A 26,487-nucleotide genomic window follows, 5' to 3' on the forward strand; every position below is an offset into this window, starting at 1 on the left:
TGACGGCACATATTATCGTAGTGAATATCGCAAGCCCAACGTTCACTGCACCTTTCACCCTGACAGCACCTTGTTACCTCTCCGCATAGCGCGGAAACTGGCGTGGAAAAAGCGTACGCCACGGCCGGGGCTGAACCTCTGTTTCAGATTAAATCCTTTATTAACAACGAATCGGGTGTTTATTGGCTGCCTGCACATGTTAAAAAACTGACAAAATGTGCGATCTTCTTGACACGTCATTGACAGTTAACTGCCTGGTCAGTAATTTCATTTGTAATTATTGACCAGGCAAATACCATGACCGACGCTACGGATATTTCTCCACCCAAACTGCATCTTGGTTTGCTGATCCACCTGGCCAACCAGTTTAAGGATCAGTTGATTAGCCACTATTTCTCCGCCACGGACATCACCGCTGCGCAGTTCAAGGTGCTGATCAGCATTTATAAAGGCTTTAACAGCCCGGTTGAGGTCAGCAAAAACCTGCTGATGGATGCCGGGGCAATGAGCCGCATGCTCGAGCGCATGGTGAAACGCGATTTGGTTGTGCGTAACACCAATCAGGACGACAAGCGCCAGGTCATCCTAGGACTGACCGACAAAGGGCGAGCGATCTGCGACCGTTTTCAGAATGAGGCGCTGGCCTCGATTCTGGGTTCGCTGACCGAACGCCTGACCGCCGACGAATCACGCCAGCTCGTCGAGCTTCTGATCAAAATGCTGCCGGATGAGGCCACTCGTCCACATCGCTAAGCTGTCCTGAATAAGGTTACGATAAAGATGCAAACTCCTTCTGACCAACCGGAACGTGCGCCGGGCAAACGTAAGCGCAATTTTGCCATTCTGTTTGTGCTGCTGCTGTTGATTGCCGCAGGCTGTGTTGCCTGGTATTTGTTATATGCCCGCTATTATCAAACCACCGATGACGCTTATGTAAACGCCAACCTGGTGACGCTAACACCGCAGATTTCCGGCACGGTTACCCAGGTGGCGGTCGATGAAGGCGACTATGTGCAAAAAGGCCAGCCACTGGTGCTGCTCGATCCCAGCGATACGCAGATCGCCCTGCAACAGGCGGAAGCGAATCTGGCGAGCACGGTGCGCCAGGTGCGTGGTCTCTACAGCACGGTGGATAATTATCGTGCGCAGGTCGCGGCCAAAAAGGTGGCGCTGGAAACCGCGCAAAGCGATTATGCGCGGCGACAGAAAATTGCCGCCAGCGGGGCCATTTCGACCGAAGACCTGGCGCACTACCGTGATGCGGTAACCAGCGCCAAAAGCGATCTGGCGGCGGTGCAGCAGGCATTAAGTACCAACCTGGCGATGGTGGACGATACCGTTATCGACAGCCACCCGGAGATCAAAAATGCGGTGGCCACGCTGCGCCAGCGCTACCTCGACAACGCCCGCAGCACCATCGTTGCGCCGGTGAGCGGTTATGTTGCTAAACGTGCGGTGCAACTGGGCATGCGCGTGGACTCTGGCACCACACTGCTGTCCATTGTACCGTTGGATCAGGTGTGGGTTGACGCCAACTTTAAAGAGAGCCAGATGGACGCCATGCGGCTGGGGCAGAGTGTCACGCTGACGGCGGATCTGTACGGCGATAAAGTCGAATATCAGGGCACGATCACCAGTCTGGGCATTGGCACCGGGAGTGCGTTTTCATTGCTGCCAGCGCAGAACGCCAGCGGTAACTGGATCAAAATCGTCCAGCGCCTGCCGGTCCGTATTACGCTCGATCCCCATGATATGGAGAAACATCCGCTGCGTGTCGGGCTGTCGATGTTCGCCCGCGTGGATATTCGCCATGCTGACGGCCACCTACTGCCGCAACAGAGCGTGCAGACGCCGCGCTTTACCACCGATGTTTACCAGAATGCACTGGCAAATGCGGATCAAGTGGTGGCGAAGATCCTTCATGACAACAGCCAGGTGGTAGCCTCCAGCGCCCGCTAAGAGAGTGGTTATGCAAGATAAGTCGGCGTTCGCGCCACCCAGTCTGCTGCTGGCGACCATTGCGTTGTCGCTGGCGACATTTATGCAGGTGCTGGATACCACTATCGCCAACGTGGCGCTGCCGACGATTGCCGGTAACCTGGGCGTCAGTTCGGATCAGGGCACCTGGGTCATTACCTCATTTGCGGTGTGCAATGCCATTGCGTTGCCGCTCACGGGGTGGTTTACCCGTCGTTTTGGTCAGTTGCGGTTGTTTGTCGGATCGGTGGCGCTGTTCACCCTGACCTCTTTCCTGTGCGGATTCGCCCACAGCATGACTGAGCTTATCATTTTCCGCGCTTTGCAGGGGTTCTTTGCCGGGCCCATGTTTCCGATGTGCCAGACCCTACTACTGGTCATATTCCCGACCAGCAAGCGCAGTATGGCCCTGGCATTGTTATCGATGGTCACCGTGGTGGCACCGATTGTCGGGCCGATTACCGGCGGCTGGATCACCGATAATTACTCCTGGCCGTGGATATTTTATATCAATGTGCCGATCGGTATTTTTGCGGCCATCGTGGTATGGACGCAATTACGCGCCCGCGAAGAAACCACGGTCTCCTCGCCTGTCGACTATGTTGGCATTGCCTTGCTGGTGCTGGGGGTAGGGCTGTTGCAGGTGGTGCTGGATAAAGGCAACGATCTCGACTGGTTTGCCGCCACGGAAATTATCGTCATGTCGGTGATATCCGCGATTGCGCTGGTGTCGTTTGTGATCTGGGAGCTGGGAGAACGCCACCCGATCGTAAACCTGCGGCTGTTTAAAGACCGCAATTTTGCCATCGGTACGCTAACGCTGACGCTCGGGTATGCGGCATTTTTCGCCATCAATATTATTCTGCCGCAGTGGCTGCAAACCCAGATGGGGTATACCGCCATTTGGGCCGGTATGGCCGCCGCCCCGATGGGGTTTTTACCGTTATTACTGACGCCCTTTATTGGTCGTTATGCCCACAAGGTGGATTTGCGTATCCTGGCGACGCTGTCGTTTCTGACGATGGGTGTCTCCTGTCTGATTCGCGCTCAGTTCAATACGAACGTCGACTTCCGTACCATTGCCGAAGTGCAGATGTTTATGGGCATTGGCGTGGCGTTTTTCTTTATGCCAATTACCACCATTGTGCTGTCGAACCTGCACGGGGCTGAGGTGGCGGAGGGATCCGGGCTGGCGACCTTTTTCCGCGTGCTTGGCGGGTCGTTTGCCTCCTCACTCACCACCTGGATCTGGTCACATCGCGAGATCTATCATCATGCGACACTGACGGAGAGCGTTTCGGTGTATAACCCGGCGGCGGTCAATTACCTGAGCCGCATGGGTGGAGCAACGCAGCAGCACCTGGCGGCGGTCGATAAAACCATTGAGCAACAAGCCTATATGATGTCGACCATTGATTATTTCTGGGTGCTGGGTTGGGGATTTATGGCGTTAATGGTGGTGATTTGGTTTGCCCGCCCGCCGTTTGTCCGCTCGGGGGCGCCTGGCGCGCCGTCAGCGGGACATTAATGATAAAGATGAGATAAGTTATGGCAGCAGGATCACCCGCCAGTGATGGCCGTTTATTGCAGCACCGTTCGTTTGTGGCGTTCTGGCTTGCACGCACCAGCTCCAGTTTCGGTTTTCAGATGTTATCGATCATTGTCGGCTGGCAGATTTACGCCCAGACACACAGCGCCTTCTGGCTCGGCATGATCGGTCTGGTACAGTTTATTCCCTCAGTGACGCTGGCATTACCCGCCGGGCATATTGCCGACCAGTTTGATCGCCGTCGCGTGGTGCTACTGGGGCAGATCTGTGAATGGGGGGCCATTGCGTTGCTAGCCTGGCTGACCTGGCAGGGCGATGCCGGCGTCAGCGTGATCCTGCTGCTGATTTTTGTCATCTCCTGCGCCAAAACGCTGGAATCACCGGCCATGGTGTCAATGCTGCCCGCGCTGGTGCCTGCGGCGCTGTTGCCCCGGGCTACGGCTGCCAGCGCCGTTTCGGGGCAGGCGGCGCAAATTGTCGGCCCGGCGCTGGGCGGCTTTCTTTACGCCACCGGCGCGGATGTGGTCTATACCGCTACCGCCGGGTTATATCTGGTTTCGCTGCTGCTGGTGATGACCCTGCGTTATGAACAGGCGCAGCCGAAGCGAACGCCCGCCACGCTCTCTTCACTGTTCGCTGGCGTCAGTTTTATCCGTCGTCGCCCGGATGTGCTGGGGGTCATTTCGCTGGATCTGTTTGCGGTACTGTTGGGCGGTGCGACGGCGCTGTTGCCCATATTTGCTCATGATGTGCTGCACACCGGCCCGCTGGGGTTGGGACTACTGCGCAGCGCGCCAGCGGTGGGGGCCCTGCTGGTGGGCTTCTGGTTAAGCCATCGTGCGCTAAACCGTCACGTTGGCATGATCATGTTTGTCAGTGTGGCAGGGTTTGGCGTGGCGACGCTGATTTTCGCCTTCTCAAGCTGGATGTGGCTGTCGTTGCTGGCGCTGTTCGCCCTCGGCGGTTGCGATATGGTGAGCATGGTGATCCGCGGTTCGCTGGTGCAGCTGGATACCCCAGATGAAATGCGCGGGCGGGTTAACGCCGTCAATTCGATCTTTATCAACACCTCAAACCAGCTGGGTGAGTTCGAGTCCGGAATGCTGGCCGCCTGGCTTGGCGCAGTGCCCGCAGCGGCTATTGGCGGCATCGGCACGCTGGTGGTGGTCGCGTTGTGGATGAAGTGGTTCCCCGGCTTGCGCCACCGTCAGCGGCTGGAAAGCAGTGCAGAGTAGGGGAAAAACAACCGGCGTGATTCAGGGCGCGTCGTGAATGGCGATGGCGAACCCTTGTTCCCGCCAGTGTGTGAGCTGTTGCGACTGGCTGCGCGTCAGGCTTTTGCCAGTCCAGGCAAAAAGATGTTGCCCGGGGAAAAACTCCGGGTGGGGCGCATCCAGCGGCTCTGCCAGCACATCAATGCGCCACCCCTGTTGCGTCAGACGCCAGGCTTCCAGCCACAGCCGGGTACGATCTTCATTATTCCAGGCCAGTAATAATGCCTCTTTTCCGGCGCTGCTTCGCGCCGCGGAACTGCATGAAACGGCGTAATCAATGAGGGCGCCATCCAGCAGGCTTAACATGGTTCGCGCGGTGTTGTGATCGCGATTCAGCCGCAGACGAACAGGCACAATAATATTATCGATCAGCACATTCGCGCGGTGCTTCGTGCCCAGCGCGGCAACAAGGTGACGCAATTTTGCCGGGCGAACCTCGCGCAGCACCGCAAGGATTTCCTCCTGCACGGCCGCCCAGGGATCGGCCGCCGCCTGCGGGTTATCGTCCAGCAACGCTTTCACTTTACTGACGGACACGCCGCTCTCAATCCAGCGTTTTATCGCTTCTATGCGCTGGATGTCCGTGTCATCAAACTGGCGATGGCCGCCGACGCTACGCTGCGGTTTTAACAGACCGTAACGTCGCTGCCAGGCGCGTAGCGTCACCGGGTTGATGCCGCATTTCTCGGCCACCTCGCCAATACTGTAAAGAGCCATGGCTTCCTCGTACTCTTCCTGCTGATAACTGTCTATCTTATAAAAATGGCGAAAGTTGTACAAACGGAGGAATTGTACAACTTGCAGATTGCAGTTTACTCGCGCTCGTCCTGCTTTTCAGGCCAGGCAACCGCTGCGACGCCAAGCGCGAGGGGTTTCGCGAACAGGTAGCCCTGAAACTGCGAAATACCGGCCGACTCCAGCCACATCCACTCTTCCGGCTTCTCGACCCCGACGGCGGATACGGCGATCTCCAGCGAGCGACAGCACTGAATAATGGCGAGGATCACCGCCTGCCGGGAGCCGCTTTTATGCACATCCCCAATAAGCGCCCGGTTAATTTTGATCCGGTCCGGCTGGAACTGCGTCAGCAGTAACAGTCCGGCATGCCCTGCGCCGAAATGATCAATCGCCACGCGAATGCCTGCGCCTTTCAACAGCTTGACCGCTTCGGTAAATTCACTCAAACGCGTGACGATCTCGCTTTCTGTAAATTCCACGATAATTTGCTCTGGCACCAGCCCGTTCGCATGGATCGCCTGCAGGATTACGTCCACCGCGTGGGGAATTTTCACCAGCGTCATCGGTAGCAGGTTGACGGAGAGGGTCTGCTGGCCCAGCGGGAGTGCCCCGGCCAGGGCGAAAGCCACTTTTTTACTGTGCAGATCGGCGGCATAACGCTCGTCATCGTCGCACCCGGCGAAGAACGCCTGCGCGTTACCGCCCTCAGGGGTGCGAAGCAGCGCCTCCAGCGACACAATTTGCCGCGCAAAGGGATCAATGATCGGTTGAAACGCGAAGTGGTATGGCAGGGTATTGGCGGCACTGTTCGCCGGAATGCGCACCGGCTCACCCTCCGGGATAAACGCCCAACTGTCAGCCTGCGGCAGTTCAAAATAGTGCTCTTTCGCCTCGTCCTCAACAAACGCCTGAAAGAACTGTAATGCCCGATCTTCATAAACGAGCTGATACCTGGAGGTGCCACGGTCCAGCACGGTTTGTAACAGCGCTTCCCGGTCGTGCTCCCGGAGATCAAACAGTTCCATACCGGTCTTACCAAACCGCCGCGACGGGGCGTAGTCGCGTAACAATTCGACCAGGTTGTTGTGGCGTAAATCCGCGCAAATGGCCTGATAAATCGCCATCACGCTCTCTTCCGGCCCTTCCAGTAACTGAAAAAAGTGCGTGCCATTAAAAAGCAGAATGCCGGTCACCCCTGCGTTGCCATTCTTTACATTGGCGGCGGCGACCATATCTTCAAGCATGGCATAGGAGATGCTGTCGCACTGATGACTACGATAGATAAGGGTAGTGAGCATACGCGCCCCGATAGTTGAATGAGCGGCCACAGTAGCAAATGTATACCGCCACGTCTTGCCTGATTTTGGGTCGAAAGTTTTACCGTGAATTGTACAGGTAAGGCGTTCCTGTGAAAGATATATCTTTCATGTAACGTATTGATAATAAAGTCTTAAGATAGATAATTTATTAGAGTGCTAATTATTTTGTACAATTTTAGTATGCAAAATTGCTAACTTTGTATAACTTTAATTCTACATTGACTGACCACTGAGCTTACAGGAGTAACAGATGCAACAGAACAGTTTAGTTCCGGGAACAGCAAACGCCATTAATCGCTACTTCAACCGTGCGACGCTGCCAGGTCAGCAAGAAATATTGGGGAAAATTACCGTAGAGATCCTTAAAGAGGGGCGCAATCTGAGCCGCAAAGCAATCTGTTCAAAATTGCTGGCCCGCCTGGAAATGGCCACAAGTCAGGAAGAAGAGAGCCACTATCATGCGCTGATTGGTCTGCTGTTTGATCGTTAATGTAAGCGCAACACTTGCGAGCTTTTAAGTGACCTCTGGTGGGAAACGTTAGCCTGGACGGCTGATACAGCATGAAGCCGGCCCCTCCAGCGGACTGCCAGAATATCTTCTGCGGTTCGGTTAAAAGCGGCAATCTGAGATGCAGTTATGACAAGTAGTGAAAGAGAGCAACTGACAGATGAACTCATAGGCGTGGCCGTGTTGTCGCTCCTCAATGAGAATGCGCCGATCAGCACGCTGGCATTGATAAGAAGGTTACAGGCGATGGAAGCCAGTGAACCGGATAGCCAGCGTCGAGAGACGCTGGGCAACATTATCGCCGAAATCAGCAGCGATAATTTTGCCGGGGCAGGCCATAAGCCTGCGAAACCGTCAACACCATGGGACGATGGGAACCGGGATAATGTCTATCATCTTTTCAGTCACCAACAACCGTCCGGCGGCAGTAAAAAACACTGACTGCAGCACGGGCATCCTTTTGAACAATGGTATCAATACATGAGCCAGATGATGCTTGAACAATATGTAGGGTATGCGGATTTGCCCGATAAGGCACTCGCCGAATATTTTCTTAATGCGGGTGAGTCGCTGGCGGAAGAGTCTGCCATATTAGGCGCTGTTATTCGTAATATCCTCGCTGACAGTAAGCATATTACGAATAAAGCCATCATCATTGGGCTGATAAAAATGTTGGAATCGACTGAGGATGTTGTGAAAAGCGACATCATTCGCAAAACACTGGAAATTGTAGTTCGCCATACCACGGATGACCTTTAACTTCCCGCTTGCTCATCTTCGCCACAGGTTTTCGCCCGTGGCGATTTTTTTGCCCTGAGTCTGCCGCGCTCGCGCAGAGCCGCACGGCTGAAAGGGGCAGGTCACTGGGTTTGCAATCGCGCGTAATTACACCCAGACTCCAGTATTACTGCATACGGCATCGCACAGGGTGGAGAGGTTACGTATTAAGCTGAAGCCACTGGTAAAGAAAATGGTTATTGGCGTGGTTGTGCTGGCAGCGGTGTTCTTCATCGGGCGGGTTTACCAGTCTGAGAAGGGGCCTCCTCTGCACCGCTGGCACACCTGGTCGGCGGATGAAATGCGCGCCAGCGAGATCGATAACGCAACTTTTGCCGATTATCAGGCACGTGAAGCGGCCATTTTCCGCGATATGCAACGCAACATCACAGATGCGCTAAGCAGTGAGGAGAAAACGGGCCTTAACCGCTTCTCGGCGCAAAGCCCGGTTTACCCGCAACGCTTTGACCCCGACTGGAACCGATCATTTATTCTGCTGCCGCAAGGCAAAGTGCGCGGTGCCGTGGTGCTGTTGCATGGCCTGACGGATTCCCCCTACAGCGTGCATTACCTGGCACAGGCGTATCAACAGCGGGGTTATGTCGCTGTGGTGCCGCGCCTGCCCGGGCATGGCACCGCGCCGGGTTCGCTTGCCACGGTCAAACGGCAGGCGTGGGTGGCGGCGACCCGTCTGGCAGTGCGTGAAGCCACGCGACGGGCAGGAGACAAGGTGCCATTGCACCTCGTCGGCTACTCCAATGGCGGGGCGCTGGCCTTAAAATATGCCCTCGATAGTCTGCAGGATCCGCGTCAGCCAAAGCCGCAGCAAATTGTGCTGTTATCGCCGATGATTGGCGTCACCGCCTATGCGCGCTTTGCCGGACTGGCGGGCTGGCCGTCGGCATTCCCGGCATTCGCCCGCACCGCCTGGCTGAATGTGGTGCCAGAGTTTAACCCCTGGAAGTACAACTCCTTTCCGGTGAATGCTGCGCGGCAATCCTGGTTACTGACCCAGGCGCTGCAACAGCAGATTCAGCAGGCGTCACGCAGTGGGCTGCTCGACAAGCTGGCCCCGGTACTCACCTTTCAGTCGGTAATGGATTCGACTGTCAGCACCCGTGCGGTGGTGGAGTCGCTGTATCGCTGGCTGCCAGCCAACGGCAGTGAACTGGTGGTGTTTGATATTAACCAGGCGGCGGATCTCGGCGTGTTGTTCCGCGCCTCGTCCTACTCGGCAGTGAATACGTTGCTGCCTGCGCCGCCGCGCCGGTACCGCACGGTGGTGATTGCAAACATGTCGCCCCATAGCGCGCAAACCGAGGCGCGCATTACCGAAGCCGGGGAGCAGACAGAGACGCGGCAGCCGTTAACTATCGCCTGGCCGCAGGACATGTACTCCCTGTCTCATGTCGCCGTGCCGTTCCCACCGGAGGATTCGTTATATGGCAGTGCGCCAGCGCAGAAAGAACGCTATGGCATCAGTTTGGGGGTTATTTCACCCCGCGGAGAGAGTTCGACGCTGGTTGTCGGGCTGGATACGTTGATGCGTGCAACGTCCAATCCCTTTTATCCGTGGATGATGGCGCAGGTAGAGGCGCGTATCGATAACGCGCACTGAAGCAGCCTGCCAGTTTATGCTGGCAGGCTGGAGCGGATTTTTAACGATTAAAACGTTTCCCATCCGGCATCTGACGGGCCGGATGCAGCCGCCAGGCGCGGTGTTTTCAGCCCGCTGACCCGTGCTGTAGGCGCATGCTGGGCTCCCGGCAGGCGGAACACATTCACCGTTTCCTGCAATTTGGTGGCCTGATCTTCCAGACTGCCTGCAGCAGCTGTCGACTCCTGTACCAGTGCGGCGTTCTGCTGGGTGGTGGTGTCCATTTCGCTCATCGCTTGCGCAATCTGCGAGATGCCACGGTTTTGTTCATCCGAGGCGGCGGCGATTTCCTGCATCAGATCTTTCACCTGCGTCACAGAGTGGACAATGCCGCTCATGGTTTCCCCGGCCAGATCAACCTGGCGGGTACCTTCCGCTACCTGAGAAACCGATTCCTGGATCAGCGTCTCGATCTCTTTTGCTGCCTGCGCACTGCGCTGGGCCAGCGAGCGGACTTCACCGGCGACGACGGCGAAACCACGCCCCTGATCGCCGGCACGGGCGGCTTCAACGGCGGCGTTAAGCGCCAGAATGTTGGTCTGGAAGGCAATGCCGTTAATCACCGAGGTAATATCGGCAATGCGGTGCGAGCTTTCACTGATCTCTTTCATCCGCGCTACTGCCGCGCCAACGACATTGCCACCTTTGCTGGCGCTGTCCGACGCGGCGATGGCCAGCACACTGGCCTGTTGGGCGTTCTGCGCGTTCTGTTTCACCGTCGAACTTAACTCTTCCATGCTGGCGGCGGTTTCAACGACCGCAGCGGACTGCTGCTCAGTACGGGCTGCCAGTTCGTTGTTGCCGACCGCAATCTGATTTGCTGCGGTGCTCACCGAATGGGACGCGGCGCGAACCATCACCAGCGCTTCGGACATCCGGCCTAACAGTGCGTTAAAGGCGTTCACCGCCGTGCCGATCTCATCCGCGCGTCCGGCTTCCAGCGTCTGGTTCAGGTCCAGATTTTCGCTGATATTCACCATGCCATCTTTCATCGCGTTCAGCCGTTTTTTGATGCCCAGCACGGTCAACAGACCAAAAATACCCAGTACAAAGGTGGCCGCAAGGGTAGCAATGGCCGAGATCATGATTGCGTTGCTGATCATGGTGCTGCTGGCCTTATTCGCCTCGTCGACCAGTTTGGTGTTATACGCTACCTGGTCCGCGAAGTCCTTAATCAGGGTATCGACGCTGGCGGCAATGACGCCGCCCGGGCGCATGGCGCCCACAATCGCGTTGCGATCGTTGCTGTCGGAGATAGCAAAATAGTGATCCATTACCGGGCGGAAGCTTTGCAAATCAGCCTGCGTCTTTTTCGACAATTCCAGGTCATGATCGTCAGACACAAGGTCGTTAAGATAATGCTGATGCATGGCCAGCAGTTCATCATAAGATTTCCCAACGTCCTGTTTAATGGTATCCATCTCGTTTTTATCTGTCGCCAGGCCATGCAAAAATAATTTGGCGCGCAGTTGCGTCAGTTTGATGGTTTCCTGATTCATCACATTAAGGCTGGGCAGGATATTTTCCTGAAAATATTCATTATTACTGCCAATTTTCGACAATGAAATCATTGAGATCACATTGGTCACGATCAGGCTAATAATCAACAGTGAAAACGTCAGTAATAAACGCCTGGTAATATTCATAAACACTCCCGGTAAATTCATTGCTATCAATCAAAACGTTAATAAAAAAATGCATGCGGGAGTCCTTCCACAAATACCTTGCCATCTCTGTCTGGCATTACAACGAGCAGAATTAACTCTCAGTGGTGCACCTGCCTGGTCGAAAGCTGTTGCAGAACCGTCAATTGCGCCACGGCTTCCTGCATGGCATCCATGCCGGAGGTCAGGGCGTGCAGGCTGCTTAAATGCTGAGCAATATTTTCACGCTCATGGGTGGTTTTCTGACTCATACTGGCGATAGTGTCGGCAGCGGAAATCGAGTGCTGCGCCATGTTATTCGCCGTTTCAACGGTGTTGTTCGCCACGTCGCGAATGCGCGAAATGGTGCTCACTGCCTGGTTAATATTTTCTGCGGTGGCATCGGCCTGCTCTTTAGACGAATGCGCCAGCCGGCGAACTTCGCTGGCGACGACCGCAAAACCTCGGCCCGCTTCACCGGCGCGCGCCGCTTCAACAGCGGCATTGAGCGCCAGCAGGTTAGTCTGAAACGCAATGTTGCTGATGCCGCTGGTGATTTCATTAATACCAACTGAAATTTTTTCCAGCGCGTCCAGACCTTCCACCAGCCGGCTTTGCGCCTGCTGGCTCTGCAGGGCGATGTCACTGATCGAGCGGATGCTGTTTTCCGCCAGCCCCAGCGTCTCATTCTGCGTTTGTGTAGCGGCTTCCAGCATCGGCAGGGCCGCCATTAACGGTGCCAGCTGTTGCTGGTAAGCCACCACGCGATTGATAACCCCCGTCTGGAAGTCATTTAACGCTTCCCAGCGGCGTAAGCCGCGTTGGGCATAGTGTCCGGCATAACTGGCGTACTCCACCGGGAAGTGGGCCATCGCTTTTACCCGGTGATTGAAAAAGACCAGCGCCGATAACGTTTGGTTGATGGGCACACCGAGAATTTCACCAAAACTGGAAAACCCGGCCGCCGGTAAGCCCTTAAAGAAGTGCGCATTATGCAGCTGCGATTCGCTGCCAAGGCGGCGCAAAATACAGTCATTCATCAGGATCGCGGCAGGTTTGCCAAGCTCAGCAATAAACGCTTTCCAGTCTTGCTGGGTCGCTTGTTTAAAATCGGTTTCTTCCAGCAGATAGAGCCGGTCGCCAAACTCAAGATCGCAGAAAAAGTGCACCCCTTGCGCGTCAATTTTAGCAATCGAGCGAATAAAGTACTCATCGCCGACTTTGACGCCAAAGGTTAAGCCTTTCAGCCCCTCTGTCAGGTGCTGCTCGTCACAACGCAGGTGCTGCGCCAGCGCGGCGGTAAAGGACTGCTGCTGGCCCTGCTCATTAAACACCGACGTTACGGTCCGGGCGACGGGATCGGCCTGCGCAATCAGCCAGCTTTTTTTCAGCGGCTTAAAGTTCTGGCTTTTGAACGGGGCGAATCCTTTTCCGCTGGCCATCTGGCAGAAAATAATCACGGCTTTGCCCTGTAAGACTTTGCCGCCCACGCTAATCCAGGTGCCGTCAAACGCCAGCTTGCCACCTGCCGAGCCGCCGATGGCGAGGCACGGGAAACGGCCGCTGTTATACCAGGCCTGCATCAGAAAGCCTTCGGAGGCAGAAAGACCGTCGCAATAAACCATTGCAAAGGTGCGATCGGATGAAAGGGGCATTCGCACCTGCAGGGCTTCTAACTCGCGCTGAATGGCCCGGATGCGATCGGTTGCCGTATGCGTCGTGTTGACGTGCAGGTCAACCACATGGACTTCATGCTTTGCAATCAGACTCTCGGGCAGCATTAACCAGCTGCCTTGTTGACCGGCACCGTCGCAGTAGGTGGTTTCCCGGCCGCTGCTACTGAGCGCACCGCTGGATGAGAGCGTCAACACGGTTAATTTTGGCGAGTTAAAGCGTTGCCAGGCCTGGCTGACCAGCGCATAGTCGGCATTCGGCGGCACAAACGTCATTAGAATGCCGGAAGCGCGATGACTCAAGCCCGCAGCGGATAATGAAGCGGGCAGTTGCTGGCAATCATAAATGCCATTTGCAGGGTGATGCCGGTTGCGCAGAGAACCGCCCGACAGATTTTTCATCGCCTTCAGTAAGGACATATTTTCACCTTAATTTTTATTAAGTTAACTGCTGGTTTTTGGGCAAAACATCCTGGTGAATTTATGTTACTTTTAAGCCGGTTCCGTGCGCGGGCATTTTTTTATTTAAAGGCGCAGGCTGTTTTTGTTATTCAACACAGGAGTGTTATCGCCCGCCTGCAGAAGAACTTTAATCTGCTAACGCCGGTTATTATTATGCTGCGCAGCGCCATGCCGCTAATTATCAGGTGAAAACGAAGCGGCCGCAGCGAAATAGAATTACAGGGTTAAAAAGAGTTTTAATATTGTGATCTTGTGCTAAGAAAATACTTAAGAAAACTTAAGCAAGGAACGTTATTTTATTTCAATAATAAAAACGGAGAGGGAAAAAGCGGCAGCCCGCGGGCTACCGCTTAACGTCAGGCAGAGATTTTTTTACGCACAAACAGGCTGTAGCTCAGTGCGCCAAGGCACAGCAAGCCTGCGCCCAGTAAAAAGACGTAGGTAAATTTTCCGGTGGCATCAAGGATAATGCCAGTCACAATCGGTGCCAGTGCCGCCCCCAGGAACCCGCCAAAGTTCTGGATAGCGCCCAGCGAGGCGACTTGATCCTTCGGCGCGATATCGCTGGCCAGTGTCCAGAGCGCACCTTGCGGCATTTGTGAAAAGAAATAGCCCATCGCCAGCAACGCAATCGCCAGCGGCGTGCTGTCGACAAAGGGAATCGGGGCCACAAAGCAGGCGGCCAGCGCGGCACCCAGCACAATCGGCACCTTGCGCGAGGTGATGGCGGGCAGGCCGCGACGCACCAGACGGTCAGACAACATGCCGCCCACCAGTACGCCAAGGATCCCGGCAAGGAACGGGATGGAGGCAATCCAGCCGGTCGCTTTGAGACTGAATCCCAACGATTTTTCCAGGTAGCCCGGCAGCCAGGTCAAATAAACCCAGATGGTAAACATAATTGAGAAGTTACCGATCACCATCGCCCAGGTCGCCGGGTAACGGAACAGCGCTCCCCAGCTGGTTTGCGCACTGGCCTGCGCCGGGGAGTTCTGACGCTGACCGGCATGCAGCAGCATCTCTTCACGCGCATCGGGATCGCGATAAAACTTCCACCATGCCACCAACAACGGCAGACCCAGCAGACCAATGGCGATAAACATGCCGCGCCAGCCAAAGGCGAGCAGCAGGATCGTCAGGATCGGCGGCGCGATAGCATTCGCAATTTGTGAGCCGGTATTAATGACGGCGGTAGGTAATCCACGTTCATTGTCGCCAAACCAGCGGTGGGTGATTTTGATACCGGAGGTGAAAAACGGCGACTCAGAAATGCCCAGCATCATACGCAGGCCATAGAAAAAGCTATAGCTGTTCACAAAGGCCGCCAGTACCGTAAAGCCGGACCATAAACAGAGCGCGGCAGAGAATATTCGCTTCGGGCCGAATTTATCGACCAGCCAGCCAGCCGGCAGATTCGCCAGCGCGTAAGGCCAGAGGAAAGCCGAAAGCAGCAGACCCATTTCGGTTTGCGAAAAACCAAACTCTGCGGCGATAGTGGTGTTGGCGATACTCAGGTTAGCGCGATCGAGATAGTTGACAATCGCTGCCAGTAACAGGATCAGGATGATCCCCCAGCGTAAACGCCCGACCACGCCAGTCTGGCCCGGTACGGCGATGTTGCCCGGTATAACGGAATCAGTGGCGCTTTTCATTGTGCGGCTCCTTGCTGAAACAGGCTGCAATGAATTTTGATGACTGCTTTACGCAGCCGCGAGGTGCCGTGCGTGTCGCAGCAAGGGCGGTGGATATCGTGCGGGAAAAAGAGGGCGAACATACCCGGCGTCAGCGAAATCATCGATTCGTTGACCGTGTGCTGGTAAAAGACGATGTCGTGTTCGTGGCGAGCTTCCACCACGCGGTGGCTGGCATGCGGGCGCGCCACGCCGATGGTTTCTTCCCCCGCCAGCAGGTACTGAACATCAACATACTCCCGATGGGATTCTGCCCGGCGCTGCGCTGCGGGTTCGGTCTCCATCTCCTGTAACAGGCAGAACATTTTATTGCCCGGTAAAATGTCATATTTTGCCGGTGCCAGCTGTGAAAAGTCGGTGCTGGCAATCCAACTGATGGCATGATCAATTATCGGATGGAAGGCAGACTTCTCTTTCGCCCAGTCTGAGCGATCGCAAACAATCATGAGTGTTTCCCCGTATCGTTATCGTTGGCGGGTGTAAGGTGCAGAGTGAGAGGGGAACAACCCCTCCCGCGCCGGGGTTAGTCGGCAATACGTTGTTGCCAGATCGCGGTGCCTTCACGGATTTGCTCCAGCAGCACGCTGAGCCCCCAGAATTTTTCCAGGACGTTGTCTTTGTTTACCCGGCAAAATTCGCTGGCGAAGGTGCCGAGATGCTGGTGGTAAATTTTGGCGTTTTTCGGGTAGCCCAGCGTTTCTGTTACCGCGCTCAAGGAGAGGAACAGCGACAGTTCCTGCGCTTTTTCCGGCTGGCTGGCACCATGGTGGTAAAGCCAGTGGTACAGCGCCGGGTGGAAGTTGGTAAAAACACCGCTAAAGCCTTTGGAACCGGCCTGCATTGCGGGCCAGGCAATGGCGGCATTAGCATTAATAACCTGCAGTGGTGTGCCCGCCGCCAGCGCCACGCGGCGTTGCACCGTAGGCAAGTCGCAACTGACATCTTTCAGTACCACAAAGCGCCCGCTGGTGGCGCAAAAACGGAACTCTTCATCGCTTAACAGACGGCGATACGGTGCCGGGCATTCATACAGGCCCAGCGGCAGTGACGGCGGTAGGGTGTCAAGCAGTGCTTGCAGTGTGCGGTAAAAGACCTCGCTGCCCTGCTGCTGCGGGTCAAGATGATTGGTCACCAGCACCAGCGCGTCGATCCCGGTTTGCGCCATGGCCAGTAGTTCTTCTTTTTGTTGCTGCAGATCATCACTGATATGCCCCGAGGCGATAACCGGCACACGGCCCGCCACTTTATTGACCACAAACTTTGCCAGTTCCACGCGTTCGTCGAGGGTCAGATACTGCATTTCACTGGACTGGCAAACGGCAAACAGCGCATCGACACCCTCTGTCAGATACCAGTTAATCAGCTTCTCAAGCCCCGGATAATCAATCTGATTGTCGGCGGTAAACGGGGTCAACATCACAGGCACGATGCCTTCGATCGGTTTCATTTTATTCTCCTGAGTGCGGCAGTCGCCGCGATAAAAGGGGGTTTAACGCTGCGACAAGCGGGCGGCAACCTGTTCACGATTGGGCATGTTCGCCGCACCTTCACGTTCGACGGCCAGCGAGGCGAAGGCGGAAGCATGCGTGGCTGCCTGCACGATGCTGTGGCCTGCCGCCAGGGCCGAGGCAAGCGCACCGTTAAAGGCATCGCCCGCGCCGGTTGTATCAACACTGACGGCAGGAAAGGCCGGAATATGCTGGAATTGCTGCTGGTCATACAGCAGCGCACCCTGCGCGCCCATGGTGATCACCACGCGGCGTGCGCCGAGACGGGCAATTTCTTGCGCGGCCTGCTTCGCGCTGGCAAGATCGACCACTTCAATGCCCGACAGCAGCGAGGCTTCTGTCTGGTTGGGGGTAATCAGGTCGAGGTAATCAAGACAGGCCAGCACATCCATTGAGAAAGGTGCCGGATTCATGATCACGCGCACCCCCATGCGATGGGCCAGCTTGATGGCGTTAAGCGTGGCGGAAAAATTATTCTCCAGTTGCACCAGCAGAACATCCGACTGCGCCAGTTCATCAGCCATTTCGGCGATTTCGCCATCGGTGAGGGTCTGATTTGCACCGGAATAAATGGCAATCATGTTCTCGCCATTCTCTTGCGAGACATAAATGATGGCGCTGCCGGTGGGTTCCGCTTCTGTTTGATAGAGCTTAAAAGAGTGAATGTCGGAGCCAGATAAGTGGTCGAAAGCGAACTGACTGAACTGGTCGGTACCGACTTTGGAAACAAAATGCACATTTGCCCCCGCCCGGCTTGCCGCCAGGGCCTGATTTGCGCCTTTACCGCCGGGGCCGAGCGCGCTGCTTAGCGCCAACAACGACTCGCCGCCTTTGGGAAAACGCGCTACCCTGGCCACGATATCGACATTAAATGATCCGAGAATACAAACCCTACCGCTCATGCTTTTTCCTTCTGCTTCAGTCCGACGCTGTGGGATGGTGTTTTCCAGTTTTCGCAATAACACTTCAAACTCATCCCCGGTTTCGCTGATCAGGCGCGCTTGCAGATTGCGACGAACCATGATGGCACCCCCGTGACAGCGCTGGATCAATCCCTGTTTCGCCAGCGCGTTCAGGTCGCTGCGAATGGTTTCCCGGGTTACCGCAAGCGTTCGCGCCAGTCCGTTCACCGTGACGCGCTCGTGCTGATCCAGCCAGCGAAGGATCTGTTGTCGTCGTTCCTGCAAAAACATAGAAATCTCCTGATTTGTTAAAAGAATACGGGTGTGATTGTTTGTAAGAATGTGACAGAAATCCTCTAAGGCAGGTCAAAACAAAAGGAAACAAAAAGGGACGCGACAAGAAGGGGATGGGAGCAGCGCGAGAGCGTGCCCCTGAGAGTGGGGGTTAACAGGACTTGCGAGTGGAAAAAATGCTGCTGAGAGGAGAAAGGTTTACTGTTCTTTTTTCCGGCGCAGCGTGAGTAACGGCATCACTGAAATACCGTGTAACAGCACGCTGACAGTCACCACAGTGATGGCGGTGTCGGTCAGCAGGTTGGCACCGCTCCCCTGCAGGCCATGCACCCAGGCGTAGGCAATGTAATTCAGACTACCGATACCGCGAATACCGAGCCAGCCAAGGCTAAGCCGGTGCAGTAACGAGGCCTGCGAGCGCCATGTCAGGATAAACACTGCCGCCGGGCGGATGACGATAAATAAAATAAACGCCAGCAGCAGAGCATGAAGATCCCAGTGCTGCGACAGGGTTACGCCAAGCACAATCACCAGCGCGGCCGCAAAAATGCGCTCGACCGTATCGCCGAAGGAGAGGGCATCGCCAATGACCAGCCCGACCGATTTTATGGGGTTATGCTCTTCCAGATCGTGGCGGGTATGGGGGTTGACCTGCATCTCCGCGGGCAGATCCGGATCTTGCTCTTCCCCGGCATGCCGCTTCTGCACGCTGACTTCGGCGCTGCGCAACCCGACCCCTGCGGCAAACGCGGCAAGAAAACCGGAAGCGCTTACCGCCATCGCCAGCGAAAAGCTCAGGCAGATCAGGGCCAGCGCAATAAAATCACTTGGAGCGACTTCGCCCTGGGCGTGGCGTGAACGGGTGGCCACCAGGCCAACTAACCGCCCGAGCAAAAAGCCGATCAGCAGCCCTCCCACCAGGGCCCACACCAGATCGACGCCCAGCCATTTGAGCCACTCTTCATGATGAATTGCACCGCCTGCGTGGTGCCACAGCAGCGCCAGCATCAGAAAGGGCAACGCCGTGCCATCATTCAGCCCCGCCTCGCTGGACAAGGCAATACGCAGTCTGTCGTCATCACGGGCGTCATTGATTGACACCAGGCTGGCCAGCACCGGATCGGTCGGGGCCAGAATCGCGGCAAGCGCCAGTGACAACGGCCACGACAGGTTAAGCAGAAAGTGCGCCGCGACCATCAATCCGGCGATAGTCAAAAGCATGCCGGGTAGCGCGAGTGTGACGCCCATGCGCCAGTATGAAGAGGTGAGCGGCAGGCGAATCTTCAGCCCGGTGATAAACAGCGATGCCGCCATAGCGATTTCGGTAATGCGGCTGGTTAAATGTGCATGAGCAACAAGATCAAGATGAATGATGTTAAACCCCCACGGGCCGCAGGCGATGCCCGTGAGTAAATAGAGGCCAAACACCGGTACCGGAATGCGGCTGATCCAGCCGTAAGAGAGCGACATCAGTAATAACAGGCAGCCCGTTGCCGCCGTCCACGCCAGATAACCCATAGATCTCCATGATTAAATACATGACACCTCAAAGGGTATAGCTGCTGCGCCGGAGATATTCCAGAAAACCAACAAGCGCAACGGTACTTTCTGCGAGAGTATGTGAAAGATATTTAACCTGCGAGCGTGTTTTCATTTTTTACTATTTTACTCTAACCTTTATTTCGCCAGGTAATAATAAATATGTCAGGAGAGGAAGCGTGCATAGCCTAAATAAAGGTGTGTGGAATAAAATTCAGATAACTGCCCAGGCAGAGCACAATAATATACTCCTTGAGTGTGATGTGGCAGCGCGAGAAATTCTTTGGTTCAGGAGGTAATGATGACGAACACATTTACATCTGGGGCGAGTGAGTTAGGCCGCGTATTGGTCGCAAAACAGTTGCAACTGGCGACAGCGGAGTCCTGCACCGGCGGGTTGATTGCTTCGCAACTGTGTGCGGCGGAAGATACACCGTCGTTCTATGGCAGCGGTTTTGTCACCTATACGGATGAGGCAAAAATCAACATGCTGGGTGTTAATGTCCAGACGCTCGCCGCCTGGACGGCCGTCAGCGAGCAGGTTGTTAAAGAGATGGCAGCAGGCGCAGCCGAGCGATCCGGGGCCAGCGTCAGCCTCTCAGTCAGCGGTTATGCCGGCCCTGATGGCGGTGAAGACGGTACGCCTGCCGGGACGGTCTGGTTTGCCTGGCAATTACCCGACGGAAATATTACTACCGAGAAGAAACATTTTTCCGGTGACAGCGAAACGGTTATTAAGCAGGCGGCAAGTTATGCGCTGAATAACCTCATTACGTTATTGGCTGAATAATGTGAATTATTTTCGTAATAAGATGTTTTACGATGAAATAGTTCTCTCAACGAGAGAGTAATCCACCGCGCTATTTTGTGCCGCCTGGTTATTTTTGCGTAAGGCGGACTATAGTGATTTATTTGAATATCAGGAGGTGAACATGTCGTATATCGATAAAGACGACCCACATGAAGCACCGGAATCAGGGGATAAAAAACCGGATCCGGTAAAAAAATAACCGTTTATCAAGGGCCACGTCTGTGGCCTTATTTGCTGCATCCCTGTTTCTGACCGCCAACGTTGCTGCGATGCGCCTTTAGTGCAGCGTGCTGAGGGCGCTGGCGTGGGTGTGGCAGGGCAGAGGAAACGTCATGAACAGACAAAAATGTACCGTTATCTACGACGGGCGGCCCCTCGTTGGCCCGGCGGATATTCCTTTAATCGACTTTCTTGATGCTTACCACATCACCCTGCCGCATGTTTGCTATCACACAGCCCTTTCTCCGCTGCAAACGTGCGACGTTTGCTGGGTCGAGCAGGAGGGGCAACTGGTTCGCGGCTGTGCGTTACGCAGCCGGGATGGCATGACCCTGAATAGCGTTAGCGACGACGCCCGCGCCGCGCGCGAAGAGGGGATGGATCGCCTGCTGGCAAAACATGAGTTGTACTGCACGGTCTGTGAACACAATACCGGGGACTGCACATTGCATAACACCATGGTCGACATGCATTTGCCTTTCCAGCGTTATGCCTTTCAGCGTAAGCCGTATGTAAAAGATGAATCGAACCCGTTCTACACCTACGATCCGGATCAATGCATTCTGTGTGGCCGTTGCGTGGAGGCCTGCCAGAATGTGGAAGTGAACGAGACGCTGAGTATTGATTACAGCCAGCCGCATCCGAGAGTGTTATGGGACGGTGGTGAACGTATTGCTGGCTCCAGTTGTGTCAGCTGTGGACACTGCGTGACGGTCTGCCCTTGCAATGCGCTGCTGGAGAAAACGATGCAGCCGGATGCCGGGCCGTTTACCTCAATGAAACCATCGCTGAAACGCCCACTGATCGAGGTGATAAAAACCCTGGAAAATGCCACGGGCGCGGAGGTGATCTCCGGCATTTCAGTGATCGACACCCATCTGCGCCAGCAGGAGATCCGGCGTACCAAGACGGTGTGCACCTATTGCGGTGTGGGCTGTAGCTTCGAAATGTGGACCCGCGACCGCCATTTGCTCAAGGTTCAGCCAGTAACCGATGCGCCGGTAAATGGCATCTCCACCTGCGTGAAGGGCAAATTTGCCTGGGATTTTATCAACAGCCCCGATCGGCTCACCACGCCATTGATCCGCGAAAATGATTGCTTCCGTCCTGCCAGTTGGGATGAGGCGCTTGAACTGGTTGCGCAGCGGTTACTCGCTATCCGCGATGCGTCGGGCCCCGACAGCATCGGCTTTATTGGCTCCAGCAAAGGCAGTAATGAAGAAGCCTACCTGACGCAAAAAATTGCCCGACTGATCATCGGCACCAACAGCGTGGATAACTCCTCGCGCTACTGCCAGAACCCGGCCACCGAAGGGCTGTTTCGCACGGTTGGCTACGGCGGCGATGCAGGCACCCTGCGTGATTTAGAGCAGGCGGAGCTGGTGGTGATAGTCGGCAGCAACACTGCTGAAAACCACCCGGTGATTGCTTCGCGCCTGAAAGCGGCAAAAAAACACCACGGCCAGAAACTGCTGGTGGTTGACCCTCGTCGTCATGAGATGGCCGGGCGGGCCGATCTGCATTTGCGTATCCATCCCGGTACGGATCTGGTCTGGGCCTCGGCTTTGTCGCGCTATATGTTTGACCACGGCTACGCCGACGAGGCTTTTCTCGCCGCGCGGGTGAACAATGTCGAGGCATATCGTCAATCGCTGGCCCCTTTTAGCCTGGCGTACGCGGCGCAAATGACCGGGCTGTCTGTTGCGGCGTTGCGTGAGTCGGCAGAGTTGATCGGCCAGGCGGGCAGCGTGTGTATCATGTGGGCGATGGGCATAACCCAGCACAGCCACGGTGCTGACACCAGCACCGCGCTCTCCAATCTCTTGTTGGTAACCGGGAATTATGGCCGGCCCGGCACTGGCGGCTACCCGATGCGCGGCCATAACAATGTGCAGGGGGCGAGCGACTTCGGTTGCCTGAAAAATTTCTATCCCGGCTATGAATCGGTCAGCGATCCGCAGATCCGCGAGAAGTGGGCCCGGGCCTGGGGCGTTGCGCCCGAAACGCTGTCGCTGGACGTCGGTGAAGACAATTTTATGATGGTAAAACTGGCCAGCCGCGGGAAGCTGCGCGCGATGTATGTGATTGGTGAAGAGACGGCATTTTCTGATGCCGACACCACCAACGTACATCAGGGCTTTAGCGAACTGGAGTTTCTGGTGGTGCAGGATCTCTTTTTTAGCCGCACCGCGCAGTTCGCCGATGTGATACTCCCTGGGTGCCCGAGCGTGGAAAAAGAGGGTACGTTTGTGAATACCGAACGGCGTATCCAGCGTTTTTACCCGGTGATGACGCCGCATGGCGACAGCCGCCCGGACTGGCTTATTCTCACCCAGCTTGCTGCGCGGATGGGCTATGACTGGGGATACCGCCATCCGGGGGAAATCATGGCCGAAGCGGCGAGCATTGCCGAGAGCTTTGCCGGTGTGAGCTATACCCGGCTGGAGGGGTGGAAGTCACAAATCTGGCCGGTCAAACCAGACGGCAGCAGCACGCCGTTGCTCTATACCGAAAGGTTTAAAAGCGCGGACGGGCGCGCCACCCTCTACCCCCTGCGCTGGCAGCCGCCGAGTGAAGAGGCCGACGCAGAGTATGACCTGTTGCTGAATAATGGCCGTATGCTGGAGCACTTTCAGTCCACTAATCAGAGCGGCAGAGGCGGGCGCACTCACAGCCTCTCGCCCGACTGGTATGTAGAAATCAGTCCTGAACTTGCCGCCGGGCGCAGCCTGAACACGGGCGACTGGGTTCGGCTCCGTTCACGGCGGGGATCCATTGAGATCCCGGTGGTGGTCACTGACCGGGTCGCGGGTAACGTGCTGTTCGTCTCGATTCACCAGGGGAAAGACGGTATTAACCAGCTGACGGGAGAGCACCACGATCCCGCGGTGAATACCCCGGCCTATAAAGAGCTAGCTATCCGGCTGGAGCCGCTCGCCCGGCCTGCACATCCTAATCCGTTACCTGAGCATAACTTCCGTCATGGCAAGCGTACCCCCATTACCCGCGTCCCTGTGGAGGCAAAATGGCATCGCGATGATTACCGTGAACCGCCAGCCCGTGAACCACATCCGGAGAGATTTTGATGGCAAAACCCCTTAATTATCAGCCGGAACCGGCAAAAATCGGGCCGGACGCCCATGAAGAGCTTGAGCGCTTAGTGCAAACCCTGCATCAGCATGGCGTGCTGCGTTTGCTTAACGATGTGGTTGCTGCCAATAACGAGGTGGCGCAAGTGCTGGTCAACGGGCTGCAGCGTCCGGGAACGTTGAACGTATTGCAGAACCTGTCGGTTATGTTGCTGGCACTCTCGTCTGTGCCGCCGGAACGCGTCGCGAAGCTGGCGTTTGGCCTGAGCGAACTGGTGCAGACGTTAACGGCTCCGCGCGTGCAAAGCGAGCAGAAAGCGCCTGGCGTCCATGGCGTGTGGAAAATGTTGCAGGATGACGACTTGTGGCAGGCGCTCCAGCCGCTGCTCGACGGGCTGAAAGCCTTCTCGCGACGGATAGAGGCACCGGACGAGAAACCCATCTCCACGTTTAGCGGTAAACCCAGCGATGCCTGACATCAGCCAGCACACCCTGTTGTGGCTGGCACGCACACAGTTCGCATTCACGATCGGGTTTCATATTGTGCTGGCTGCCTTCACCATTGGCCTGGCGCTATTTTTGCTGGTTCTGGAAGGGATGTGGTTATGGCGTCAACAGCCGGTCTGGCTGCAGCTCTGGCGCTACTGGAGCAAGATATTTGCCCTTAATGTCGCCGTGGGCGTGGTGACAGGCGTGGTGATGGAGTTCGCGTTTGGCACTAACTGGAGCGAGCTGGCGAGCCGGACGGGCGCGGTCCTTGGCCCGCTACTGTACATGGAAGTGCTGGTGGCCTTTTTCCTCGAAGCCGGCTTTATGGGCGTGATGCTCTTCGGCATGGGCAAAGTGCGCCCGTGGGTTCACCTGATGGCAACTGCGATTGTGGCGCTGGGATCGCTGTTCAGCGCCTTCTGGATCCTCGCTGCCAATTCATGGATGCAAACACCGGATGGTTACGCCATTGCCGCCGACGGGCGTTTCCACCCGGTTGACTGGTGGGCTGTTATCTTCAATCCCTCTTTTCCGTGGCGGATGGCGCACATGGTGGCTGCGGCGTTGCTGGGCACCGCGTGCCTGGTCGCGGCCTGCGGGGCGTGGCATCTGCTACGGGATGCCCGGCAGCCCGCCGCGCGGCGCATGTTTTCATTAGCGATGTGGACGCTGTTGATCGTTGCCCCGTTGCAAGGCGTACTCGGCGATCTGCATGGTGAAAATACCCGTGATTATCAGCCGATCAAACTCGCCGCCATAGAGGGGAGCTGGGATCCGCCGCCGCCTGGCGCAGGGGAGCCGTTACGCCTTTTTGCACTCCCGGACATGGAACAGCGTCGCAACCGGCTTGAAGTGGCGATCCCGCATATTAGCTCTCTCTATCTGCGGCATAACTTGCAAGGCACCATTCACAGCCTTAATCAATACCCGGCCGATCACCTGCCCTGGGTGCCGCTGGTATTCTGGTCGTTCCGCGTGATGGTCGGGCTGGGCTTACTGATGATCGCCGCCGGGGTGGCCGGGCTGGTGGCGCGCCTGCGTGGCCGGTTATGGTATGCCCGTGGCTTGCTCTGGCTGATGGTTGCCATGGCGCCCGCCGGGTTTGTCGCCATGCTGGCAGGGTGGCTGGTTACGGAAACCGGCCGTCAGCCGTGGACGGTGTATGGCCTGTTACGCACCGCGCACAGTCTCTCGCCGGTTGCGCCTGGACTGGTACTGGGATCGCTGGTGATGATCGTGGTGGTTTATAGCCTGTTGTTTGGGCTGGGTTTGTGGTTTTTACTGCATCTGTTAGCCCGCCCGCCAGCCGAGGGAGAGACAGGCGCCATGCCGGACGTGGCGGAACGGACCGGCGCAGGCGTTAAGGGGAATGGGATATGAGCGAATTTATGGGTCTGCCCGGGTTAGACGCGCTGTCGGCGGCAGCCCTGGCGTTGAGTCTGTGGATTTATATCATGCTCGATGGCTCGGACCTTGGTACCGGCATACTGTTTGGTTTGCAAGAGGATCAGGAGGCCCGCCACAAAATAACCCTGTCGTTGTTGCCAGTGTGGGATGGGAATGAAACCTGGCTGGTGCTGTCTGCGGGCGGATTGTTCGGGCTGTTCCCGCTGGCGTACGCCATCATACTCAGCGCGTTGTATGTGCCGATTTTTGCCATGCTGCTGGCACTGCTGGCGCGTGGGATGGCCATTGAGTATCGCCACCATGCGCCGCGAATTTTTGATCCGATGCTGGTCGGTGGTTCGTTGCTGGCGAGCCTGTCGCAAGGGGTGATCGTCGGGGCGTTGATTGAGGGGATCCCCAATGACGGGCAGCATTTTACCGGGCAGGGCTGGGAATGCTTCACCCCCTTTACCCTTTACTGCGCAGTGTCGCTGGTGGCCGGTTATTGCCTGTTGGGAGCGGGGTGGCTGAACTGGCGATTTACCGATGCGTTGCAACAGTGGGCACGGCGGATACTGCCGTGGTTACTCTTGCTGACGGTACTCCTTCTTGCCGGTCTGTTGCTCTGGACGGTGCACCAGCAGGACACCTGGCGCCATCATATTAGCGAACCCTGGCTGTGGCTCCCCTTGCTTAGCCTGGCATTGGTCGGGCTGGCCGGTGTGTGGCTGGGGCTGAGCCGACATTACGCCTTTTTGCCGCTGGCGGCGATCCTGCTGCTGGTGAGTTGCGCCTTTGCGGCGCTGGTCTTTACCCTGTTTCCGTTCATCGTGCCGGGCAATATTCTGATCCACCAGGCTGCTGCGCCGCCAGCCACGCAGCGCTTCTTGTTGATCAATTTTGCGCTGCTGGCTCCGATAACGCTGCTGTATAACAGCTGGGGCTTTCGCGTGTTCAGCGGCAAGATCCGCTAGTGCGCCGG

At 56.2% G+C, this 26,487-nt stretch carries 22 protein-coding genes; 13 read left to right on the forward strand and 9 right to left on the reverse strand.

What is annotated here, in order from left to right; all coding sequences use genetic code 11:
- The first annotated feature begins 297 nt into the window (after positions 1-297).
- From ACUY4S_RS10725 to ACUY4S_RS10740, 4 genes are read left to right on the forward strand one after another with little or no spacing between them, the layout of a single operon-like run.
- On the forward strand, positions 298-753 hold the full coding sequence (locus ACUY4S_RS10725; RefSeq protein ID WP_312689351.1) for a transcriptional regulator, SarA/Rot family: 456 nt from the start codon (positions 298-300) through the stop codon (positions 751-753).
- Between the two features lie 27 nt (positions 754-780).
- Positions 781-1,959 carry an HlyD family secretion protein gene (locus ACUY4S_RS10730; protein WP_458021887.1) on the forward strand — a complete coding sequence of 393 codons (1,179 nt, stop codon included), beginning with the start codon at positions 781-783 and terminating at the stop codon, positions 1,957-1,959.
- Between the two features lie 10 nt (positions 1,960-1,969).
- Positions 1,970-3,505, forward strand: coding sequence for a DHA2 family efflux MFS transporter permease subunit (locus ACUY4S_RS10735; RefSeq protein ID WP_312689353.1), 1,536 nt, complete (start codon positions 1,970-1,972; stop codon positions 3,503-3,505).
- Positions 3,506-3,525: 20 nt separating this feature from the next.
- On the forward strand, positions 3,526-4,761 hold the full coding sequence (locus ACUY4S_RS10740) for an MFS transporter (protein ID WP_312689355.1): 1,236 nt from the start codon (positions 3,526-3,528) through the stop codon (positions 4,759-4,761).
- 21 nt (positions 4,762-4,782) lie between these two features.
- On the opposite strand, the gene ACUY4S_RS10745 is transcribed toward ACUY4S_RS10740, so the two are convergent.
- Positions 4,783-5,517 (reverse strand): MerR family transcriptional regulator, encoded by a 735-nt coding sequence (locus tag ACUY4S_RS10745; protein ID WP_458021886.1) that lies wholly within the window; start codon positions 5,515-5,517, stop codon positions 4,783-4,785.
- A 95-nt stretch (positions 5,518-5,612) separates the two neighbouring features.
- Complete coding sequence (locus ACUY4S_RS10750; RefSeq protein ID WP_312689359.1) at positions 5,613-6,836, reverse strand: diguanylate phosphodiesterase; 1,224 nt, start codon at positions 6,834-6,836, stop codon at positions 5,613-5,615.
- A gap of 271 nt (positions 6,837-7,107) precedes the next feature.
- Here ACUY4S_RS10750 and ycgZ point away from each other — a divergent pair, with 271 nt between their 5' ends.
- The 4 genes from ycgZ (at position 7,108) to ACUY4S_RS10770 (ending at position 9,760) form a co-directional block, all read left to right on the forward strand.
- Positions 7,108-7,347, forward strand: a complete 240-nt coding sequence (gene ycgZ / locus ACUY4S_RS10755; protein WP_312689361.1) for a regulatory protein YcgZ — start codon at positions 7,108-7,110, stop codon at positions 7,345-7,347.
- 147 nt (positions 7,348-7,494) lie between these two features.
- The gene (locus tag ACUY4S_RS10760; RefSeq protein ID WP_458021885.1) at positions 7,495-7,806 is read left to right on the forward strand and encodes a hypothetical protein; all 312 of its coding nucleotides are present in this window, start codon (positions 7,495-7,497) and stop codon (positions 7,804-7,806) included.
- 39 nt (positions 7,807-7,845) lie between these two features.
- The gene (locus ACUY4S_RS10765; protein WP_312689365.1) at positions 7,846-8,124 is read left to right on the forward strand and encodes a biofilm development regulator YmgB/AriR family protein; all 279 of its coding nucleotides are present in this window, start codon (positions 7,846-7,848) and stop codon (positions 8,122-8,124) included.
- A 211-nt stretch (positions 8,125-8,335) separates the two neighbouring features.
- On the forward strand, positions 8,336-9,760 hold the full coding sequence (locus tag ACUY4S_RS10770; RefSeq protein ID WP_458021884.1) for an alpha/beta hydrolase: 1,425 nt from the start codon (positions 8,336-8,338) through the stop codon (positions 9,758-9,760).
- A 47-nt stretch (positions 9,761-9,807) separates the two neighbouring features.
- Here ACUY4S_RS10770 and ACUY4S_RS10775 read toward each other — a convergent pair whose 3' ends face one another.
- From ACUY4S_RS10775 to ACUY4S_RS10805, 7 genes are all read right to left on the reverse strand, one after another.
- Positions 9,808-11,445, reverse strand: coding sequence for a methyl-accepting chemotaxis protein (locus ACUY4S_RS10775; protein ID WP_312689369.1), 1,638 nt, complete (start codon positions 11,443-11,445; stop codon positions 9,808-9,810).
- Between the two features lie 119 nt (positions 11,446-11,564).
- Entirely contained in the window at positions 11,565-13,535 is a 1,971-nt protein-coding gene (locus tag ACUY4S_RS10780; protein WP_458021883.1) for a methyl-accepting chemotaxis protein, read from the reverse strand.
- 398 nt (positions 13,536-13,933) lie between these two features.
- Positions 13,934-15,229: an MFS transporter gene (locus ACUY4S_RS10785; RefSeq protein ID WP_312689373.1), complete on the reverse strand. Its 1,296-nt coding sequence runs from the start codon at positions 15,227-15,229 to the stop codon at positions 13,934-13,936.
- Complete coding sequence (locus tag ACUY4S_RS10790; RefSeq protein ID WP_312689374.1) at positions 15,226-15,714, reverse strand: NanQ anomerase/TabA/YiaL family protein; 489 nt, start codon at positions 15,712-15,714, stop codon at positions 15,226-15,228. Before ACUY4S_RS10790 ends, ACUY4S_RS10785 begins: the two co-directional genes overlap by 4 nt.
- A gap of 77 nt (positions 15,715-15,791) precedes the next feature.
- Entirely contained in the window at positions 15,792-16,715 is a 924-nt protein-coding gene (locus ACUY4S_RS10795) for a dihydrodipicolinate synthase family protein (protein WP_312689376.1), read from the reverse strand.
- 42 nt (positions 16,716-16,757) lie between these two features.
- Complete coding sequence (gene rbsK, locus ACUY4S_RS10800) at positions 16,758-17,969, reverse strand: ribokinase (protein WP_312689377.1); 1,212 nt, start codon at positions 17,967-17,969, stop codon at positions 16,758-16,760.
- 201 nt (positions 17,970-18,170) lie between these two features.
- The gene (locus ACUY4S_RS10805) at positions 18,171-19,490 is read right to left on the reverse strand and encodes a cation:proton antiporter (protein ID WP_458021882.1); all 1,320 of its coding nucleotides are present in this window, start codon (positions 19,488-19,490) and stop codon (positions 18,171-18,173) included.
- Positions 19,491-19,812: 322 nt separating this feature from the next.
- Between ACUY4S_RS10805 and ACUY4S_RS10810 the strand changes: the two genes are divergently transcribed.
- From ACUY4S_RS10810 to ACUY4S_RS10830, 5 genes are all read left to right on the forward strand, one after another.
- On the forward strand, positions 19,813-20,301 hold the full coding sequence (locus tag ACUY4S_RS10810; protein WP_458021995.1) for a 2-oxo-tetronate isomerase: 489 nt from the start codon (positions 19,813-19,815) through the stop codon (positions 20,299-20,301).
- 353 nt (positions 20,302-20,654) lie between these two features.
- Complete coding sequence (fdhF, locus tag ACUY4S_RS10815) at positions 20,655-23,627, forward strand: formate dehydrogenase subunit alpha (protein WP_458021881.1); 2,973 nt, start codon at positions 20,655-20,657, stop codon at positions 23,625-23,627.
- Positions 23,627-24,106: a helical membrane plugin domain-containing protein gene (locus ACUY4S_RS10820; protein WP_458021880.1), complete on the forward strand. Its 480-nt coding sequence runs from the start codon at positions 23,627-23,629 to the stop codon at positions 24,104-24,106. Before fdhF ends, ACUY4S_RS10820 begins: the two co-directional genes overlap by 1 nt.
- The gene (locus ACUY4S_RS10825) at positions 24,099-25,499 is read left to right on the forward strand and encodes a cytochrome ubiquinol oxidase subunit I (RefSeq protein ID WP_458021879.1); all 1,401 of its coding nucleotides are present in this window, start codon (positions 24,099-24,101) and stop codon (positions 25,497-25,499) included. The genes ACUY4S_RS10820 and ACUY4S_RS10825 overlap by 8 nt, the downstream gene beginning before the upstream one ends.
- The gene (locus ACUY4S_RS10830; protein ID WP_458021878.1) at positions 25,496-26,479 is read left to right on the forward strand and encodes a cytochrome d ubiquinol oxidase subunit II; all 984 of its coding nucleotides are present in this window, start codon (positions 25,496-25,498) and stop codon (positions 26,477-26,479) included. Before ACUY4S_RS10825 ends, ACUY4S_RS10830 begins: the two co-directional genes overlap by 4 nt.
- Positions 26,480-26,487: the final 8 nt, after the last annotated feature.

This window comes from Kosakonia beeri (assembly GCF_054165705.1).

What these genes read in the sequence shown, in the direction of transcription:
- ACUY4S_RS10725 (WP_312689351.1), top strand. Translation starts at nt 298, where the DNA reads ATGACCGACGCTACGGATATTTCTCCACCCAAACTGCATCTTGGTTTG.
- ACUY4S_RS10730 (WP_458021887.1), top strand. Translation starts at nt 781, where the DNA reads ATGCAAACTCCTTCTGACCAACCGGAACGTGCGCCGGGCAAACGTAAG.
- ACUY4S_RS10735 (WP_312689353.1), top strand. Translation starts at nt 1,970, where the DNA reads ATGCAAGATAAGTCGGCGTTCGCGCCACCCAGTCTGCTGCTGGCGACC.
- ACUY4S_RS10740 (WP_312689355.1), top strand. Translation starts at nt 3,526, where the DNA reads ATGGCAGCAGGATCACCCGCCAGTGATGGCCGTTTATTGCAGCACCGT.
- ACUY4S_RS10745 (WP_458021886.1), bottom strand. Translation starts at nt 5,517, where the DNA reads ATGGCTCTTTACAGTATTGGCGAGGTGGCCGAGAAATGCGGCATCAAC.
- ACUY4S_RS10750 (WP_312689359.1), bottom strand. Translation starts at nt 6,836, where the DNA reads ATGCTCACTACCCTTATCTATCGTAGTCATCAGTGCGACAGCATCTCC.
- ycgZ (WP_312689361.1), top strand. Translation starts at nt 7,108, where the DNA reads ATGCAACAGAACAGTTTAGTTCCGGGAACAGCAAACGCCATTAATCGC.
- ACUY4S_RS10760 (WP_458021885.1), top strand. Translation starts at nt 7,495, where the DNA reads ATGACAAGTAGTGAAAGAGAGCAACTGACAGATGAACTCATAGGCGTG.
- ACUY4S_RS10765 (WP_312689365.1), top strand. Translation starts at nt 7,846, where the DNA reads ATGAGCCAGATGATGCTTGAACAATATGTAGGGTATGCGGATTTGCCC.
- ACUY4S_RS10770 (WP_458021884.1), top strand. Translation starts at nt 8,336, where the DNA reads ATGGTTATTGGCGTGGTTGTGCTGGCAGCGGTGTTCTTCATCGGGCGG.
- ACUY4S_RS10775 (WP_312689369.1), bottom strand. Translation starts at nt 11,445, where the DNA reads ATGAATATTACCAGGCGTTTATTACTGACGTTTTCACTGTTGATTATT.
- ACUY4S_RS10780 (WP_458021883.1), bottom strand. Translation starts at nt 13,535, where the DNA reads ATGTCCTTACTGAAGGCGATGAAAAATCTGTCGGGCGGTTCTCTGCGC.
- ACUY4S_RS10785 (WP_312689373.1), bottom strand. Translation starts at nt 15,229, where the DNA reads ATGAAAAGCGCCACTGATTCCGTTATACCGGGCAACATCGCCGTACCG.
- ACUY4S_RS10790 (WP_312689374.1), bottom strand. Translation starts at nt 15,714, where the DNA reads ATGATTGTTTGCGATCGCTCAGACTGGGCGAAAGAGAAGTCTGCCTTC.
- ACUY4S_RS10795 (WP_312689376.1), bottom strand. Translation starts at nt 16,715, where the DNA reads ATGAAACCGATCGAAGGCATCGTGCCTGTGATGTTGACCCCGTTTACC.
- rbsK (WP_312689377.1), bottom strand. Translation starts at nt 17,969, where the DNA reads ATGTTTTTGCAGGAACGACGACAACAGATCCTTCGCTGGCTGGATCAG.
- ACUY4S_RS10805 (WP_458021882.1), bottom strand. Translation starts at nt 19,490, where the DNA reads ATGGGTTATCTGGCGTGGACGGCGGCAACGGGCTGCCTGTTATTACTG.
- ACUY4S_RS10810 (WP_458021995.1), top strand. Translation starts at nt 19,813, where the DNA reads ATGACGAACACATTTACATCTGGGGCGAGTGAGTTAGGCCGCGTATTG.
- fdhF (WP_458021881.1), top strand. Translation starts at nt 20,655, where the DNA reads ATGAACAGACAAAAATGTACCGTTATCTACGACGGGCGGCCCCTCGTT.
- ACUY4S_RS10820 (WP_458021880.1), top strand. Translation starts at nt 23,627, where the DNA reads ATGGCAAAACCCCTTAATTATCAGCCGGAACCGGCAAAAATCGGGCCG.
- ACUY4S_RS10825 (WP_458021879.1), top strand. Translation starts at nt 24,099, where the DNA reads ATGCCTGACATCAGCCAGCACACCCTGTTGTGGCTGGCACGCACACAG.
- ACUY4S_RS10830 (WP_458021878.1), top strand. Translation starts at nt 25,496, where the DNA reads ATGAGCGAATTTATGGGTCTGCCCGGGTTAGACGCGCTGTCGGCGGCA.